18 protein-coding genes, 1 tRNA gene and 2 pseudogenes are annotated in these 14,670 nt (G+C 55.8%); 17 read left to right on the top strand and 4 right to left on the bottom strand.

All coding sequences use genetic code 11. The features are described from left to right. Positions 1–11: 11 nt before the first annotated feature. On the bottom strand, positions 12–206 hold the full coding sequence (locus tag RYC18_RS06930) for a hypothetical protein (RefSeq protein ID WP_002553154.1): 195 nt from the start codon (positions 204–206) through the stop codon (positions 12–14). A gap of 309 nt (positions 207–515) precedes the next feature. On the opposite strand from RYC18_RS06930, the gene RYC18_RS06925 reads away from it, so the two are divergent. Continuing rightward, positions 516–863: an I78 family peptidase inhibitor gene (locus tag RYC18_RS06925; RefSeq protein ID WP_005779800.1), complete on the top strand. Its 348-nt coding sequence runs from the start codon at positions 516–518 to the stop codon at positions 861–863. A gap of 65 nt (positions 864–928) precedes the next feature. Here RYC18_RS06925 and RYC18_RS06920 read toward each other — a convergent pair whose 3' ends face one another. Together RYC18_RS06920 and RYC18_RS06915 are read right to left on the bottom strand one after the other, a co-directional pair. Further along, a complete protein-coding gene (locus RYC18_RS06920) occupies positions 929–1,141 on the bottom strand; it encodes a cold-shock protein (protein WP_002553156.1) in 213 nt (70 codons plus the stop codon). A gap of 295 nt (positions 1,142–1,436) precedes the next feature. Continuing rightward, positions 1,437–1,742, bottom strand: a complete 306-nt coding sequence (locus RYC18_RS06915; RefSeq protein ID WP_058407607.1) for a hypothetical protein — start codon at positions 1,740–1,742, stop codon at positions 1,437–1,439. A 360-nt stretch (positions 1,743–2,102) separates the two neighbouring features. On the opposite strand from RYC18_RS06915, the gene thrS reads away from it, so the two are divergent. The 9 genes from thrS to RYC18_RS06870 all read left to right on the top strand — a co-directional run bounded on the left by thrS (position 2,103) and on the right by RYC18_RS06870 (position 9,553). Further along, on the top strand, positions 2,103–4,025 hold the full coding sequence (thrS, locus tag RYC18_RS06910; RefSeq protein ID WP_316884609.1) for a threonine--tRNA ligase: 1,923 nt from the start codon (positions 2,103–2,105) through the stop codon (positions 4,023–4,025). Beyond that, on the top strand, positions 4,025–4,576 hold the full coding sequence (gene infC / locus RYC18_RS06905; protein WP_170855886.1) for a translation initiation factor IF-3: 552 nt from the start codon (positions 4,025–4,027) through the stop codon (positions 4,574–4,576). Before thrS ends, infC begins: the two co-directional genes overlap by 1 nt. 60 nt (positions 4,577–4,636) lie before the next feature. Next, positions 4,637–4,831: a 50S ribosomal protein L35 gene (gene rpmI, locus RYC18_RS06900; protein WP_002553160.1), complete on the top strand. Its 195-nt coding sequence runs from the start codon at positions 4,637–4,639 to the stop codon at positions 4,829–4,831. A 29-nt stretch (positions 4,832–4,860) separates the two neighbouring features. After that, on the top strand, positions 4,861–5,217 hold the full coding sequence (rplT, locus tag RYC18_RS06895) for a 50S ribosomal protein L20 (RefSeq protein ID WP_002553161.1): 357 nt from the start codon (positions 4,861–4,863) through the stop codon (positions 5,215–5,217). Between the two features lie 104 nt (positions 5,218–5,321). Next, complete coding sequence (pheS, locus tag RYC18_RS06890; RefSeq protein ID WP_003367019.1) at positions 5,322–6,338, top strand: phenylalanine--tRNA ligase subunit alpha; 1,017 nt, start codon at positions 5,322–5,324, stop codon at positions 6,336–6,338. Between the two features lie 28 nt (positions 6,339–6,366). Next, positions 6,367–8,745 carry a phenylalanine--tRNA ligase subunit beta gene (gene pheT / locus RYC18_RS06885; protein WP_316884604.1) on the top strand — a complete coding sequence of 793 codons (2,379 nt, stop codon included), beginning with the start codon at positions 6,367–6,369 and terminating at the stop codon, positions 8,743–8,745. A 3-nt stretch (positions 8,746–8,748) separates the two neighbouring features. Next, complete coding sequence (gene ihfA, locus RYC18_RS06880; RefSeq protein WP_002553164.1) at positions 8,749–9,051, top strand: integration host factor subunit alpha; 303 nt, start codon at positions 8,749–8,751, stop codon at positions 9,049–9,051. After that, a complete protein-coding gene (locus RYC18_RS06875) occupies positions 9,032–9,388 on the top strand; it encodes a MerR family transcriptional regulator (protein WP_002553165.1) in 357 nt (118 codons plus the stop codon). Before ihfA ends, RYC18_RS06875 begins: the two co-directional genes overlap by 20 nt. An 88-nt stretch (positions 9,389–9,476) precedes the next feature. After that, positions 9,477–9,553, top strand: a tRNA-Pro gene (locus tag RYC18_RS06870). 75 nt (positions 9,554–9,628) lie between these two features. Here the strand turns inward: RYC18_RS06870 and RYC18_RS06865 are convergent. Beyond that, a pseudogene (locus RYC18_RS06865) lies at positions 9,629–9,936 on the bottom strand (site-specific integrase); the annotation flags it as partial. Positions 9,937–10,121: 185 nt separating this feature from the next. Here RYC18_RS06865 and RYC18_RS06860 point away from each other — a divergent pair. The 7 genes and pseudogenes from RYC18_RS06860 (at position 10,122) to RYC18_RS06830 (ending at position 14,626) form a co-directional block, all read left to right on the top strand. Next, positions 10,122–10,412, top strand: coding sequence for a hypothetical protein (locus RYC18_RS06860; RefSeq protein WP_044323542.1), 291 nt, complete (start codon positions 10,122–10,124; stop codon positions 10,410–10,412). Positions 10,413–10,924: 512 nt separating this feature from the next. After that, entirely contained in the window at positions 10,925–11,236 is a 312-nt protein-coding gene (locus RYC18_RS06855) for a hypothetical protein (protein WP_316884601.1), read from the top strand. An 84-nt stretch (positions 11,237–11,320) separates the two neighbouring features. Next, positions 11,321–11,614, top strand: a complete 294-nt coding sequence (locus tag RYC18_RS06850) for a hypothetical protein (RefSeq protein ID WP_316884599.1) — start codon at positions 11,321–11,323, stop codon at positions 11,612–11,614. A 159-nt stretch (positions 11,615–11,773) separates the two neighbouring features. Next, a pseudogene (locus tag RYC18_RS06845) lies at positions 11,774–11,914 on the top strand (AraC family transcriptional regulator); the annotation flags it as partial. 187 nt (positions 11,915–12,101) lie between these two features. Then, positions 12,102–12,824: a GntR family transcriptional regulator gene (locus tag RYC18_RS06840; RefSeq protein ID WP_316884597.1), complete on the top strand. Its 723-nt coding sequence runs from the start codon at positions 12,102–12,104 to the stop codon at positions 12,822–12,824. Next, entirely contained in the window at positions 12,821–13,609 is a 789-nt protein-coding gene (locus tag RYC18_RS06835; RefSeq protein WP_316884595.1) for an SDR family oxidoreductase, read from the top strand. Before RYC18_RS06840 ends, RYC18_RS06835 begins: the two co-directional genes overlap by 4 nt. Before the next feature lie 84 nt (positions 13,610–13,693). Beyond that, a complete protein-coding gene (locus tag RYC18_RS06830) occupies positions 13,694–14,626 on the top strand; it encodes a 3-keto-5-aminohexanoate cleavage protein (protein ID WP_316884593.1) in 933 nt (310 codons plus the stop codon). Positions 14,627–14,670 lie beyond the last annotated feature (44 nt).

Genomic DNA, 14,670 nt, shown 5'->3' with positions numbered 1-14,670 from the left:
CAACAGGTGCATCAGACCGGCAGCCCTGCCGTGGCATAACGGCTCAGTACTTGGCTGATGAAGGCGCGGGCACCCTCGGTGCCCAGTTCCTTGATCAGCAGGTCGACGGCAATGATCATCAGCTCTTCCGGGTTTCCAGGGCTGTGCGAGCAGTGGCCCTGAGGCCATCTGGCCTTGATGTCTGCATCCAGAGTTATGGCTGTCATGTCTGTTGATCTCCAGTAAAGGGTCACGCACTACGCTGTTCGCTTCCCGGCGCTTGCGTCTCTCGCAGTAAACCATCCCGCGCACATTTTGACACTTCTACTTACATCTCATCCCGATAGTCCGAGTCTATGGCCATAGGTTGTAAACGTTTTGTGACGATTTCACCGCGCGCCTTGTGTGATCCCAAGGCAGACTCTCGGCCCAGGCAGATCAACAGGTTACCGATGGCTTCTCAACCGAGGTGTGCAACCAACGCGCCTGAGTGCGGTCGGACAGGTCTGGAATGTTTTATTGGCAGAGGAGGGTGTATGCCCCGGAAGTTCGCAACATTGGGTTTTGTGGTCGTGGCGTCGTTGCTGGCAGGATGCAGCAGCACGTCCTCTGATAAGGGCGCTGAGGCGTCCGTCAAGGCAGACGCTCCCGCATCCGCCAGTAACGCCAACGCCATACCCGGCCGTTGTGACGCAGGGCTTGGCCAGTTCGCAATCGGCAAGCCAGCGTCCATCGACCTTCTGTCACAAGTGCGCGCCCGTACCGGTTCTCAGGATGCCCGCATTCTCGGGCCTGACGATATGGTTACGCTGGAATACCGATCCGAGCGGGTAAACGTTAATACCGACGCTTCGGGAAAGGTGACACGCATCAACTGCGGTTGAGTCGGCACTTTTCTGTGGCGCATAAAAAACCCCGTCAGTGACGGGGTTTTTTTGCGCCGAATGAATCAGTCAACGCGGACTTGTTCTGCCTGCATGCCTTTCTGGCCTTTAGCAGCAACAAAAGAAACGGTCTGGCCTTCTTTCAGGCTTTTGAAACCGTCGCTTTCGATCGCTTTGAAGTGTACGAACAGGTCGTCACCGCCACCCTGTGGAGTGATAAAGCCGAAGCCTTTTTCATCGTTGAACCATTTTACGGTGCCGGTTTGGCGATTAGACATGGTGTATCTCCAGAAACATAATTTTCAATAACGTGCTGCTCAGGCCAACTGGGCACACGGGCCTATCATAGTCGAAATGCGCAAAAAGACAGCTACTAAGGTGATCTCTTTAGTCTGGGTCGCTGCATATGCAAAGCGTCATACACATAAAGTGGCTAAATGATGTCTCTGCCAGCCTCGCATCAAGACTGTTCGGTATATGCTGAAAGCCCCGCTCTGCAAGGCTTTCAGGTTGGCGGCGGGGCGCAGCTCTCGGCATTTCAGGCAGCTGCTTTACTGCGTTAAAAAAAATGATTTATTTTGATTTGGTGCAGTTTTCGGCAACCAGTTTCTGCAGTTTTTGCGTCAATGCAGGGGCAGGAGCGCTATCGGTACTGCTCAATGCTTCGATTTCCTGCTGAGAAAACTCCTTGTTCACTACCCGGGCGCTGCAATCGCAATGAGCCTGCGCGGCCTTGGCATCTTGCTTGTGCTGATTCGCCGCAGCGATGCACTCCTGCGTGAACGTGTCTTGCACGGTTTTTTCCATGGCGGCCTGAGCGCCCCAAGGGGCCAGGACGGCGGCGCAGGCGAGGAGTGCGGACAGACGGGAAAGCTTCATGGTGTTCTCCTTTTGCTGACTTTAGTGAACAAGGAAACGTACAGGATCCTGACTGGTTAAGACGCCCATCACGCTTGCCAGTTCAGGTGACGTGTTATTTGGCGTGATTTACGCATATGAACGTCCGGTGTCGGTCGAGCTGTGCTAGGATGCGCGTCCTGTTATTTTCAAGTGTCCCCATTGCTGATGGCTTTGGACGCGACGCAGGCAGGTTTTTCGTACATTCCAGTCATCTGGTCCGGTTCAAGGTTGGCCCCAAGGCTCCTGCCACTGTGAGGCAGGCATACCACCGGATCACGTACTGGCTCATCCCAACCCACGTGACCTTTGGTAGGGGTCACCACTAGGAGAGGAGGCGCCATGCCAACTATTACTCTTCCCGACGGCAGTCAACGTTCATTCGATCATGCGGTTTCCGTAGCCAATGTCGCGCTTTCAATCGGTGCCGGGCTGGCCAAGGCCACCGTGGCCGGCAAGGTTGACGGCAAGCTCGTCGACGCCTGCGACCTGATCGAAAACGATGCCAGCCTGCAGATCATCACCCCCAAGGATCAGGAAGGACTGGAAATAATCCGTCACTCTTGCGCTCACCTGGTCGGGCATGCGGTCAAGCAGTTGTATCCGACTGCAAAAATGGTCATCGGCCCGGTGATCGACGACGGCTTCTATTACGATATCGCTTACGAGCGCCCGTTCACGCCTGACGACATGGCGGCGATCGAGCAGCGCATGCAGCAGCTGATCGAAAAAGATTACGACGTCATCAAAAAAGTCACCCCGCGCGCTGAAGTGATCGAGGTGTTCACCGCCCGTCATGAAGACTACAAGCTGCGCCTGGTCGAAGACATGCCGAACGAACAGGCCATGGGCCTGTATTACCACGAAGAATACGTCGACATGTGCCGTGGCCCGCACGTGCCGAATACGCGTTTCCTGAAATCGTTCAAGCTGACCAAGCTGTCCGGTGCCTACTGGCGCGGTGACGCCAAGAACGAGCAATTGCAGCGTGTCTACGGCACTGCCTGGGCTGACAAGAAGCAGCTGGCTGCCTACATTCAGCGCATCGAAGAAGCCGAAAAGCGCGATCATCGCAAGATCGGCAAGCGCCTAGGCCTGTTCCATACCCAGGAAGAAGCGCCGGGTATGGTGTTCTGGCATCCGCAGGGCTGGACCCTGTATCAGGTGCTCGAGCAATACATGCGCAAAGTGCAGCGCGAGAATGGCTACCTTGAGATCAAGACCCCGCAAGTGGTTGATCGCTCGCTCTGGGAGAAATCCGGGCACTGGGCCAACTACGCTGACAACATGTTCACCACCGAGTCCGAGAGCCGCGACTACGCGATCAAGCCGATGAACTGCCCTTGCCACGTGCAGGTGTTCAATCAGGGCCTGAAGAGCTACCGCGAGCTGCCGATGCGTCTGGCCGAGTTCGGTGCCTGCCACCGTAACGAACCGTCGGGGGCCTTGCATGGCATCATGCGTGTGCGTGGCTTTACTCAGGACGATGCTCATATCTTCTGTACCGAAGATCAGATGCAGGCCGAATCTGCCGCATTCATCAAGCTGACGCTGGATGTCTACGCCGATTTCGGTTTCAAGGATATCGAACTCAAATTGTCCACTCGCCCTGAAAAGCGTGTAGGCTCCGACGAGCTTTGGGACCGTGCCGAGACGGCGCTGGCCTCTGCGCTCGACAGTGCTGGTCTGCCCTATGATCTGCAGCCGGGCGAAGGCGCGTTCTACGGTCCGAAAATCGAGTTTTCCCTCAAGGACTGCCTCGGCCGGGTCTGGCAGTGCGGCACCTTGCAGCTGGACTTCAACTTGCCGATCCGTTTGAGCGCCGAGTACGTTTCGGAAGACAACAGTCGCAAGAATCCGGTCATGTTGCACCGTGCGATCCTTGGGTCTTTCGAGCGTTTCATCGGAATTCTGATCGAGCATTACGAGGGCGCGTTTCCAGCCTGGCTGGCGCCTACTCAGGCAGTGATCATGAATATCACTGACAAACAGGCCGATTTTGCCCTTGAAGTGGAAAAAACTCTGGCTGAAAGCGGGTTTCGTGCCAAGTCCGACTTGAGAAATGAAAAGATCGGCTTTAAAATCCGCGAGCATACTTTGCTCAAGGTTCCTTATCTCCTCGTGATTGGAGATCGGGAGGTTGAAATGCAAACTGTCGCTGTGCGTACACGTGAAGGCGCTGACCTTGGCTCGATGCCGGTTGCCCAATTCGCTGAATTCCTCGCACAAGCGGTTTCCCGGCGTGGTCGCCAAGATACGGAGTAATTATTATTAAGCGTGAAATGAGACAAGATAAACGAGCTGCACCCAAGGCCCCGATCAATGAAAATATCTCGGCCCGCGAGGTTCGTTTAATTGGCGCTGACGGCGAGCAGATTGGCATCGTCTCGATTGATGAAGCGCTTCGTATTGCCGAAGAGGCTAAGCTGGATCTGGTAGAGATTTCTGCCGACGCACTTCCTCCGGTCTGCCGTGTGATGGATTACGGCAAATCGATCTTCGAGAAGAAGAAGCAGGTTGCTGCAGCGAAGAAAAACCAGAAGCAGATCCAGGTTAAAGAAATCAAGTTTCGTCCAGGGACGGAGGAAGGGGATTACCAGGTAAAACTACGCAACCTGGTACGTTTCCTGAGTGACGGGGACAGGGCCAAGGTATCGTTGAGATTCCGCGGTCGTGAGATGGCCCACCAGGAGCTGGGTATGGAGCTGTTGAAGCGGGTTGAAGGTGACCTGCTCGAATACGGTTCCGTCGAACAGCATCCTAAGATGGAAGGACGCCAGCTGATCATGGTCATCGCCCCGAAAAAGAAGAAATAACCACCAGGGCACGGCAGGCCTTGCGGTTATATTTATCAACTGAATGCGGAGTATCCGAACATGCCAAAGATGAAGACTAAAAGTGGTGCAGCTAAGCGGTTTTTGAAAACCGCCAACGGCATCAAGCACAAACACGCTTTCAAGAGCCACATCCTGACCAAAATGTCGACAAAGCGTAAGCGTCAACTGCGCGGTAGCAGCTTGCTGCATCCGTCTGACGTGGCAAAAGTCGAGCGCATGCTGCGCCTTCGTTAATTTTGATCAAGATATAGAGGAAGTAACTCATGGCTCGTGTAAAGCGTGGCGTCATTGCCCGTAAGCGTCACAAAAAAATTCTGAAACTTGCAAAAGGCTACTACGGCGCGCGTTCACGCGTATTCCGTGTTGCCAAGCAAGCGGTAATCAAGGCAGGCCAATACGCCTACCGTGACCGTCGTCAGAAAAAACGTCAGTTCCGCGCTCTGTGGATCGCTCGTATCAACGCTGGTGCTCGTGTTAACGGTCTGTCCTACAGCCGTTTCATTGCTGGCCTGAAAAAAGCGTCTATCGAGATCGACCGTAAGGTTCTGGCTGATCTGGCAGTGAACGAAAAAGCGGCGTTTGCTGCGATTGTCGAGAAAGCTAAAGCCACCTTGGCCTAAGTCCCCGACAATCACCGGCCCCGGTTCTCCGGGGTCGGTGTTAAACGTCATAAATAGGGGAAGAGCCTTCAGCTCTTCCCCTATTTTGTATCTGGAGTCTGTACATGGAAAACCTGGACGCGCTGGTCTCTCAAGCTCTTGAGGCTGTGCAAAGCGCCGAAGATATCAATGCCCTGGAGCAAATCCGGGTTCACTACCTTGGCAAGAAAGGCGAGTTGACTCAGGTGATGAAGACCCTGGGGAACCTGCCAGCTGAAGAGCGTCCGCAAGTCGGCGCGCTGATCAACGTTGCCAAGGAGCGTGTCACAGAAGTTCTTAATGCACGCAAGGCATCGTTCGAGCAGGCAGAACTGACTGCCAGGCTCGCTGCCGAATGCATCGATGTGACCCTGCCGGGCCGCGGCCAGACCTCCGGTGGTCTGCACCCGATTACCCGCACTCTGGAACGTATCGAACAATTCTTCACGCACATTGGCTACGGCATCGCCGAAGGCCCTGAAGTCGAAGACGATTACCACAACTTCGAGGCGCTCAATATCCCAGGCCATCACCCGGCCCGGTCGATGCATGACACCTTCTATTTCAATGCGAACATGCTGCTGCGCACCCATACCTCACCGGTACAGGTCCGCACCATGGAATCGCAACAGCCGCCGATCCGCATTGTCTGCCCAGGCCGTGTGTACCGTAGCGACTCCGATATCACCCACTCGCCGATGTTCCACCAGATCGAAGGTCTGCTGGTTGATCGCGACATCAATTTTGCCGACCTGAAAGGCACCATCGAAGAATTCCTGCGGGTGTTCTTCGAGAAAGAGCTGGCCGTGCGCTTCCGTCCTTCGTATTTCCCGTTCACCGAGCCATCGGCAGAAGTGGATATGGAATGCGTGATGTGCAGTGGCAAGGGCTGCCGTGTCTGCAAGCAGACTGGCTGGCTTGAAGTCATGGGCTGCGGCATGGTCCACCCGAACGTGCTGCGCATGTCGGGCATCGACCCTGAAGAGTTTCAGGGCTTCGCGTTTGGCATGGGCGTAGAGCGTCTGGCCATGCTGCGTTACGGCGTCAATGATTTGCGCCTGTTCTTCGACAACGATTTGCGGTTCCTCGCGCAATTTCGCTAAGTCGTAACGAACCTTTCAGGAGAGCAGGATGAAATTCAGTGAACAATGGCTGCGTGGCTGGGTAAGCCCGCAGGTTTCCCGCGACGAGCTGGTTGCTCGTCTGTCGATGGCCGGTCTTGAGGTTGACAGCGTCACGCTGGCCGCCGGTGTTTTCAGTGGGGTGGTCGTAGGCGAGGTGCTGAGCACCGAACAGCACCCCGATGCCGACAAGCTGCGCGTGTGTCAGGTCAGCAATGGCAGCGAAACCTTTCAGGTTGTCTGTGGTGCGCCAAACGTGCGTCCGGGCCTGAAAATTCCATTTGCCATGATCGGCGCCGAGCTGCCTGGCGATTTCAAGATCAAGAAAGCCAAGCTGCGTGGCGTCGAGTCCAACGGCATGCTGTGTTCGGCTGCCGAGTTGCAGGCCGGCGAGGGCAATGATGGCCTGATGGAGTTGGCCGCCGATGCGCCGGTCGGTGAAGACATTCGCGCCTACCTGAGCCTGGACGACGCCAGCATCGAGGTCGACCTGACCCCGAACCGTGGCGACTGTTTGTCAGTAGCAGGTCTGGCGCGTGAAGTCGGTGCGCTGTACGCCACTGACGTCACCCGTCCGCAGATCGCTGCTGTCAGCGCTGTGCACGATGAAGTGCGCCCGGTCGACGTATTGGCTCCGGCTGCATGCCCGCGTTACCTGGGCCGCGTCATCCGCAACGTTGATCTGTCGCGTCCTACTCCGCTGTGGATGGTCGAGCGTCTGCGTCGTTCCGACGTGCGCAGCATCGATGCCGCTGTCGATATCACCAACTACGTGATGCTCGAGCTGGGTCAGCCTCTGCATGCTTTCGATCTGGCCGAAATCAACGGCGGCATTCGTGTGCGCATGGCGGAGGAGGGCGAGAAGCTCGTCCTGCTCGACGGTCAGGAAGTCAGCCTGCGTGCCGACACCCTAGTCATTGCCGACCACCAGCGTGCTCTGGCAATCGCCGGTGTCATGGGGGGCGAGCACAGCGGCGTGACTGCCGGCACTCGCGATATCTTCCTGGAAAGTGCTTTCTTCGACACCATCTCGGTGGCTGGCAAGGCGCGTTCCTACGGCCTGCACACCGATGCCTCGCACCGTTACGAGCGTGGTGTTGACTGGCAACTGGCCCGTGAAGCCATGGAGCGGGCGACTGGCCTGCTGCTGGAAATCACCGGTGGTGAGGCTGGCCCGATAACAGAAGTGGTCAGCGAACAGCATTTGCCATCGATTGCTCCGGTTACGTTGCGCGCCAGTCGCGTCGAGCAGATGCTCGGTCTGGTCATTGAAAACGCCGAAATCGAGCGTCTGCTGACAGGTCTCGGCCTTGCTGTGACTACCGAAGCCGACGGGCAGTGGCGTGTCGAAGTGCCAAGTCATCGTTTCGACATCAGCCTTGAAGTCGATCTGATCGAAGAGCTGGCACGTCTGTACGGCTACAACCGTCTGCCGGTCCGTTACCCGCAAGCCCGTCTTGCTCCTCAGGCCAAGGCCGAAGCCAAAGGCGATCTGCCCGAGCTGCGTCGCCTGCTGGTTGCCCGCGGTTATCAGGAAGCGATTACCTACAGCTTCATCGACCCGAAATGGTTCGAACTGTTCTCGCCGGGTGCCAAGCCACTGTTGCTGGCCAACCCGATTTCCAATGACATGGCCGCCATGCGCGCCTCGCTATGGCCGGGTCTGGTCAAAGCGCTGCAGCACAACCTTAACCGCCAACAGGACCGCGTACGCATGTTCGAAAGCGGCCTGCGCTTCGTTGGTCAGCTCGATGGCTTGAAGCAAGAGCCGATGCTGGCGGGTGTGGTATGCGGCAGCCGTCTGCCGGAAGGTTGGGCGCAAGGCCGTGATGCGGTCGACTTCTTCGACGTTAAGGCTGACGTCGAAGCGGTTCTGGGTTTTGCCGGTGCGCTGGGTGAGTTCACCTTCACTCCGGGCCAGCATCCCGCCTTGCACCCAGGTCAGACAGCTCGCATCGAGCGTGATGGTCGCGAAGTCGGCTTCCTGGGCGCCATTCACCCGGAACTGTCGAAAACCCTGGGCCTGGATCGTCCGGTATTTGTTTTCGAGCTGGTTCTGGCTGAAGTATCGACAGGCCGTCTGCCGAAATTCCACGAGCTGTCGCGCTTCCCGGAAGTGCGTCGCGACCTGGCATTGCTGGCTGATCGCGACGTTTCGGCCAGTGCGGTTCTGGACGTTATTCGTGAAAATGCAGGCGAGTGGCTCACAGACCTCAGGTTATTTGATGTTTACCAGGGTAAAGGCATTGATCCACATAGAAAAAGCCTTGCAGTCGGCTTGACCTGGCAGCATCCATCGCGCACTCTTAATGACGATGAGGTAAACGCAACGACACTTGCTATCCTCACCTCGCTTGAGGAGAGGTTAAACGCCACGTTAAGGAAGTAGCGTATGGGGGCTCTGACGAAAGCTGAGATGGCCGAACGTCTGTACGAAGAGCTGGGCCTGAATAAACGGGAAGCCAAGGAACTGGTCGAACTGTTTTTTGAAGAAATCAGGCACGCTCTGGAAGATAACGAGCAGGTGAAGTTGTCAGGTTTCGGCAACTTCGACCTTCGAGACAAGCGCCAGCGGCCTGGGAGAAATCCCAAGACCGGTGAAGAAATTCCGATTACGGCGCGCCGTGTGGTCACCTTTCGTCCAGGGCAGAAGCTGAAGGCCCGAGTTGAGGCATATGCTGGAACCAAGTCATAACGATGAGCTACCGCCGATCCCCGGCAAACGCTACTTCACCATCGGTGAGGTCAGCGAGCTCTGCGCGGTAAAACCGCACGTTTTGCGTTATTGGGAGCAGGAGTTTCCTCAACTCAACCCCGTCAAGCGACGCGGAAACCGCCGGTATTATCAGCGCCAGGACGTGCTGATGATCCGCCAGATCCGCGGCTTGCTCTACGATCAGGGCTTCACCATTGGTGGTGCCCGACTTCGTCTTACCACTGGGGAACCGAAGGACGATACCCAGCAGTACAAGCAGATGATCCGGCAGATGATTGCCGAGCTGGAAGACGTACTGGTTATGCTCAAAGCGTAATTGAGCAACCAGGATACTTCCAAAATTCAAATGCTTAGGGTATATTTCTCAACGTTTTCGCAGGTTGCAAAACAGATACACGCCTAGTCGGGGCGTAGCGCAGTCCGGTAGCGCACTAGCATGGGGTGCTAGGGGTCGAGTGTTCGAATCACTCCGTCCCGACCATATAATTCAATGACTTAGGCCAATGTTCGCAGCATTGGCCTTTTTCATGCGCGTGACTTTTGCGTGACTCTTTTTTCATACCTGCCTCCTCTTCAAAATCGTCAGAACCGGTCCGCGTGAGTCGGTGGCTGATACCATGTTCGCGGCTTCAATCAGATGCCCTGATTCAGCGCCCGATTAAGGGCTGGTGATGCTGCCGTTCTTGTGCCCAAGCAATGCCTTTCGATCTTCCTGCGTAACGCCCGCGACGACCGAAGGTGCCTCAAGTCGTGAATCCTGATGGACAGATAGCCTGGGAGAGCGGGGCGAAAGTTTTCCTCCTGCCAAAGTTTCGCCGCGCGCACCGTTGCCTTTTTCCAAGCAAAGTCTTTCATGCGGTGCATGCACGCTTTCATCTGGCAGCGTACGCATTATGTCGATGCAGTCGCCTACCCGTATCTGGTGGCGCTGGCTCATATCGAATTCCGAAGGGTGGCGTGAGTTGATTAAGTGGTCTATTAACTTGATGAGGGCCTTAACGAGGAGCGCAATCTTGGTCGGTAGAATTTCTGATTCAGAACTCCATGAAATGCGGATTCGCAAGCTACAGAACGACATCTCTGATTCAGCGCGTCTCGGCATACCCGTTAAATTCATGCACCTGTCGGCTCTGACACCCACCAGCAGAGAACATCATGTTGAAAGGCATGGTGAGCTCTTCACCGGGCAGGAGATGCTTGATTGGTGGGCAGAGGGGGATAACCGTGTGCGCTGTCGCTGTGCATGTACCCCAGTGCTTTTAGATAATCAGGGGAGGCCTATGACGCCAGACCTCATGGTTAAAGCCAAGATGGATCTGAAGGCTTTCAAAGCGTCCTGAACTAATGGTTCGTAGCCTTCAGCATAATAGGCGAGGATGGGGAGTCAGAAACTTTCGTCGTACTTTTCTGTATTTCGTTACTTTTAATGGCGTCTTTTGGCTTGCTTTGGCACCTTTCTTGTCATGGCACCGCTCTGCGCTGTTAAAGCGGTTTATGTCGTGGCACCTGTAGCGAGTCATACGATATTCGTGCTTGCCGCGTTCGCTGCTCTTGCTACCACATCCAGATTATTTGCATCATCAAACCCCGGACTGCTCGGGAAGTGATTTTGGCTGATTTTCCGGTGGATTGGCTGTTCGGGCATCAGACCCAGGTATGCCCGAGCAGCCGGAGTTGAGTGTCGGCGGCCTGAACGTCCTGCATAGTGTTTCTCCTGAATGCGCACCTACCTCCATGTCCGGTACTGGCAAATTGGTTTGGGATAAGGTATTACGGCGGACGTTATTTTCGAAAGGATGCAGTTATGCGTTATCTAATGGGATGCTTGATGCTCTCCGTGTCATCAGTTTCCATGGCTACCGAAGCCCAAATGAAACAATGGGAAAAAATGGATCGCTGCTCAAATGCCGCTTACATCACAGTGAACGTTCTGGAGAGTAACTCGGATGGCATGCAGCAGGAGATCGCACTACAGGGAAGCATCAAGGGCCTGAAAACGAATACAAAGCTGGGCGCGGCGACTCCGACAGAAAACGAGCTCCGGGGCTCTTATAATTTCTTGCTTAGAGTCTCAGCCGGAATGCCTCGACCCTATGCCAAGCGTGAGCATGATTGGTTGGTCGCACAGGCTGCTTCAGCTTGCTCGTTATGGGTTCCTGATTAAAAAGCGTAAAGAGTGTAGTTTTTTGGCGAATTGGTTGGGTTTGAGCGATAGAGATCACCGGTATAGGGTCGCAAGGAGCTAAAAATGCTTGAAGTCATTGAGGATGTGATTGGCATCAACGAGGCTGGCTTGGTCTGCCATCCATATAAATTTCAGAGAGGCCCGGAGAAAGGTCTGTTTAGCTTCACACTCAAATCCGACAACAAGTCATTTGAAGGTATTGATGAAAAAACGCTTAGATCGCTTATCGAAGATGGTCACTTTAATGAGACGGGACGGATATTTATGGTACCAGCGGGCTGTATAAGCGTTCGTCATCATGCAGCACTGAACGTGCGTCGTTACAAAGGCGATTTTATCCCATTAGTGGTGAAATGATTTCATCCTATGGGGCCTCATCGGGATTGTTAGGAGGCGTCTAACGCCTCAGTCGTATATGTGCTCTTTCCCTTGTCCGCTGAATGGCCAGCTTGATGCCCGGTCTTACTCGGCGCGGCAATTCCTCTTACCACCTCGAAATTTCAAGTGACTTAGGTTCGTCGGTTACTGCAGCATTCCAGGCTGACCATTGTTCAGGTCGCAGTGGCCTGCGGATTCGTCTCTCCGAGCCATTTCAGCAAGTGCTATACCGCTTATTTTGGGTATGGTCCTTCCCGAGAGACACGACTGGAATTTTGAGGGACGAAGTTTCGGTAATGTCCGTGCGATGACTAAACGGCAGCGCAATGGCCCTGTGAAAATAACCCGGAGTCACCTGAGGCCGAGGCGTGAGCTCATCCCGTTGTACCTCCCTGAAAAAAATTTGACATATGTTATTTGTGATCACATATTAGCCCCATAAGAACGCCAATATGAGTCACTCCCTATGACAGACCGTCCGATCCTCCTGCCCGCCATGCGCCAGGTTTCCCGCGATACCCTCCAGGATCAGGTTTACCGACAAATCCGTGAAGCGCTGATGAGCGGGCGCTTTCAGCCGGGTCAGAAGCTGACCATCCGTGGTCTTGCCGAGGCGCTGGGCTCCAGCCCGATGCCGGTGCGCGAGGCATTGAATCGTCTCAGTGCAGAGAACGCCTTCGAAGTCACCGAAACCGCTCGTCTGCGCGTGCCCATGATGACCCCGGAGCGGCTGCGCGAAATTCGTGATGCCAGAGTTGCGCTGGAAGGTCTGTTGGCCGAGAAGGCGGTCATTCTGATCAATGACGCCGATCTTGCAGACATCAGCCAGCTCTGCGAGCAGATGCAGAAGGCTGCAGACAGTGTTGATGTGGCTCTCTACCTGTGGACCAACTTTGCCTTTCACCGCCGCATTTATGCGGTCGCCAAGGCTGAGTTTATCGTTGCGGCAGTAGAGAACTTCTGGCTGCACATAGGCCCCTGTTTCGCACTTGTCGCGCCTGACAGGGCGCACCTTCAGCGTTCGATGGAAGCACACAACCGTATCGTCGAGGCACTGGCGGCGCGTGATGGGGCGGCCGCTCGTGCAGCGGTCACCGACGACATCATGCAGGCGGCTGATTCTCTGACGCGCCTGATCGCAAAGAGCGACCGCTCCAGGTCGCGTGTCTCTGGAGTGAAAAAAGCATGAGTGTTCTCAATCGACTGGTTCCCTACGCAGGGCTGCGCGTGCTGATTTCCGGTGGTGCCGCCGGGATCGGTGAAGTGTTGGCGGCGGCTTATATGGAAGCCGGGGCAAAGGTGCATGTGTGTGATGTCAGCGAGGCGGCCATTGCGGCATTCCTTGATCGCCATCCAGGCTGCGTTGCCACCCGCGCAGACGTTGCTGACCCGGTGCAGATCGAAGCGGTGTTCAGGGTGCAGCGCGAACAGTTCGGCGGTCTTGATGTGCTGATCAACAACGCCGGGATCGCCGGCCCTACGGCAGGCATTGATGCGATTACCGAAGAGGAGTGGCAGCGCACCATCGACATCAATCTAACTGGGCAATACCGTTTTGCTCATCACGCGGTGCCGTTGCTCAAGGCGTCGCCCAACGCTCATCTGATCCATATCGCGTCTGTCGCCGGTCGTCTGGGCTACGCCTGGCGTACACCGTACGCGGCGACCAAGTGGGCGATTGTCGGCCTGATGAAATCTCTGGCGTCCGAGTTGGGTGAGAGCGACATCCGCGTCAATGCTTTGCTGCCCGGCATCGTCGAAGGCCTGCGTATGGACGGTGTGATTCGTGCCCGTGCTCAACAGATGAATGTGCCTGAGGAGGAGATGCGCGAGGAGTACCTGAAAAAGATTTCGCTCAAGCGCATGGTCACCGCCGAGGACGTTGCCGCGATGGCGCTTTTCTTGTGCTCGCCCGCCGCACGCAATGTCACGGGTCAGGCCATCAGTGTGGATGGCAACGTCGAATACCTCTAAGTATCAGGCTCGATAGGACCGGACAGCGTCCGAGTCGTGTTCCACACCAGACTTTCTCTTTAAGAACAAGAACGGAGAATGCTCATGCCCAAGAAACGTCCGATCATTATTACCTGTGCCGTCACGGGGGCCATTCATACTCCCTCGATGTCGCCTCATTTACCGATCACACCGCAGGAAATCGCCGATGCAGCCGTCGGTGCCGCCGAGGCGGGCGCCTCAATCGTCCACCTGCATGCCCGCGACCCGGTTGACGGGCGGCCCCGTCAGGATGTCGATCTGTTTCGGCAATTCCTGCCGCACATCAAGGCCAGGAGCGACGTGGTGATCAATATCACCACCGGCGGCGCGCCGACCATGGGCGTGGAAGAGCGTTTGCAGCCTGTGGCGCAACTCAAGCCGGAACTCGCCTCGTTGAACATGGGATCAATGAACTTCGGGCTTTACGAAATGCTCGATCGCTACAGCGAATTCAAGCACGACTGGGAACGGCCGTACCTGGCCGAGAGTGATGACCGGATCTTCCGCAACACCTTCCGCGACATCGCGCACATCCTCAATACCTGTGCCGAGAACCGCACGCGCTTTGAGATCGAATGCTATGACATCGGCCACCTGTATACCGCCGCGCATTTTCTGCAGCGCGGGCTGCTCAAGGCGCCGATTTTCATTCAGTCGGTGTTTGGTTTGCGCGGAGGTATAGGCGGGCATCCCGAAGACCTGGCGCACATGCGTCGCACGGCCGACCGTCTGTTTGGCGACGCTTACCAATGGTCGATTCTGGGTGCCGGTCGCAATCAGATTCCGCTGGGCACCATGGGCCTGTCGATGGGCAGTCATGTGCGGGTCGGTCTTGAAGATTCGCTGTGGGACGGACCGGGCAAGCTGGCGGCGTCCAATGCCGATCAGGTCAAGCGTATTCGCACGGTGATCGAAGCGCTGGGCGGGCAGGTGGCGACGCCTGATGAAGCCCGCGAAATGCTCGACCTGAAGGGGCAGGACAAGGTTAATTTCTAGTCTCCGCAAAATGTGTCATCTCAATAACAACAAGACAGAGGTGA

The sequence above is a fragment of the Pseudomonas syringae group sp. 247E2 genome (assembly GCF_032587795.1).
GTDB classification, from domain to species: Bacteria; Pseudomonadota; Gammaproteobacteria; order Pseudomonadales; family Pseudomonadaceae; genus Aquipseudomonas; species Aquipseudomonas amygdali.
This window is presented reverse-complemented; position numbering and strand designations above follow the sequence as displayed.

Bases quoted from the DNA above. Each gene is read 5' to 3' on its own strand.
- RYC18_RS06860 (WP_044323542.1), top strand. From the start codon at position 10,122: ATGCGGATTCGCAAGCTACAGAACGACATCTCTGATTCAGCGCGTCTC.
- RYC18_RS06875 (WP_002553165.1), top strand. From the start codon at position 9,032: ATGCTGGAACCAAGTCATAACGATGAGCTACCGCCGATCCCCGGCAAA.
- rpmI (WP_002553160.1), top strand. From the start codon at position 4,637: ATGCCAAAGATGAAGACTAAAAGTGGTGCAGCTAAGCGGTTTTTGAAA.
- RYC18_RS06855 (WP_316884601.1), top strand. From the start codon at position 10,925: ATGGCTACCGAAGCCCAAATGAAACAATGGGAAAAAATGGATCGCTGC.
- rplT (WP_002553161.1), top strand. From the start codon at position 4,861: ATGGCTCGTGTAAAGCGTGGCGTCATTGCCCGTAAGCGTCACAAAAAA.
- RYC18_RS06835 (WP_316884595.1), top strand. From the start codon at position 12,821: ATGAGTGTTCTCAATCGACTGGTTCCCTACGCAGGGCTGCGCGTGCTG.
- RYC18_RS06915 (WP_058407607.1), bottom strand. From the start codon at position 1,742: ATGAAGCTTTCCCGTCTGTCCGCACTCCTCGCCTGCGCCGCCGTCCTG.
- ihfA (WP_002553164.1), top strand. From the start codon at position 8,749: ATGGGGGCTCTGACGAAAGCTGAGATGGCCGAACGTCTGTACGAAGAG.
- pheS (WP_003367019.1), top strand. From the start codon at position 5,322: ATGGAAAACCTGGACGCGCTGGTCTCTCAAGCTCTTGAGGCTGTGCAA.
- thrS (WP_316884609.1), top strand. From the start codon at position 2,103: ATGCCAACTATTACTCTTCCCGACGGCAGTCAACGTTCATTCGATCAT.
- pheT (WP_316884604.1), top strand. From the start codon at position 6,367: ATGAAATTCAGTGAACAATGGCTGCGTGGCTGGGTAAGCCCGCAGGTT.
- RYC18_RS06830 (WP_316884593.1), top strand. From the start codon at position 13,694: ATGCCCAAGAAACGTCCGATCATTATTACCTGTGCCGTCACGGGGGCC.
- RYC18_RS06925 (WP_005779800.1), top strand. From the start codon at position 516: ATGCCCCGGAAGTTCGCAACATTGGGTTTTGTGGTCGTGGCGTCGTTG.
- RYC18_RS06920 (WP_002553156.1), bottom strand. From the start codon at position 1,141: ATGTCTAATCGCCAAACCGGCACCGTAAAATGGTTCAACGATGAAAAA.
- RYC18_RS06850 (WP_316884599.1), top strand. From the start codon at position 11,321: ATGCTTGAAGTCATTGAGGATGTGATTGGCATCAACGAGGCTGGCTTG.
- RYC18_RS06930 (WP_002553154.1), bottom strand. From the start codon at position 206: ATGACAGCCATAACTCTGGATGCAGACATCAAGGCCAGATGGCCTCAG.
- RYC18_RS06840 (WP_316884597.1), top strand. From the start codon at position 12,102: ATGACAGACCGTCCGATCCTCCTGCCCGCCATGCGCCAGGTTTCCCGC.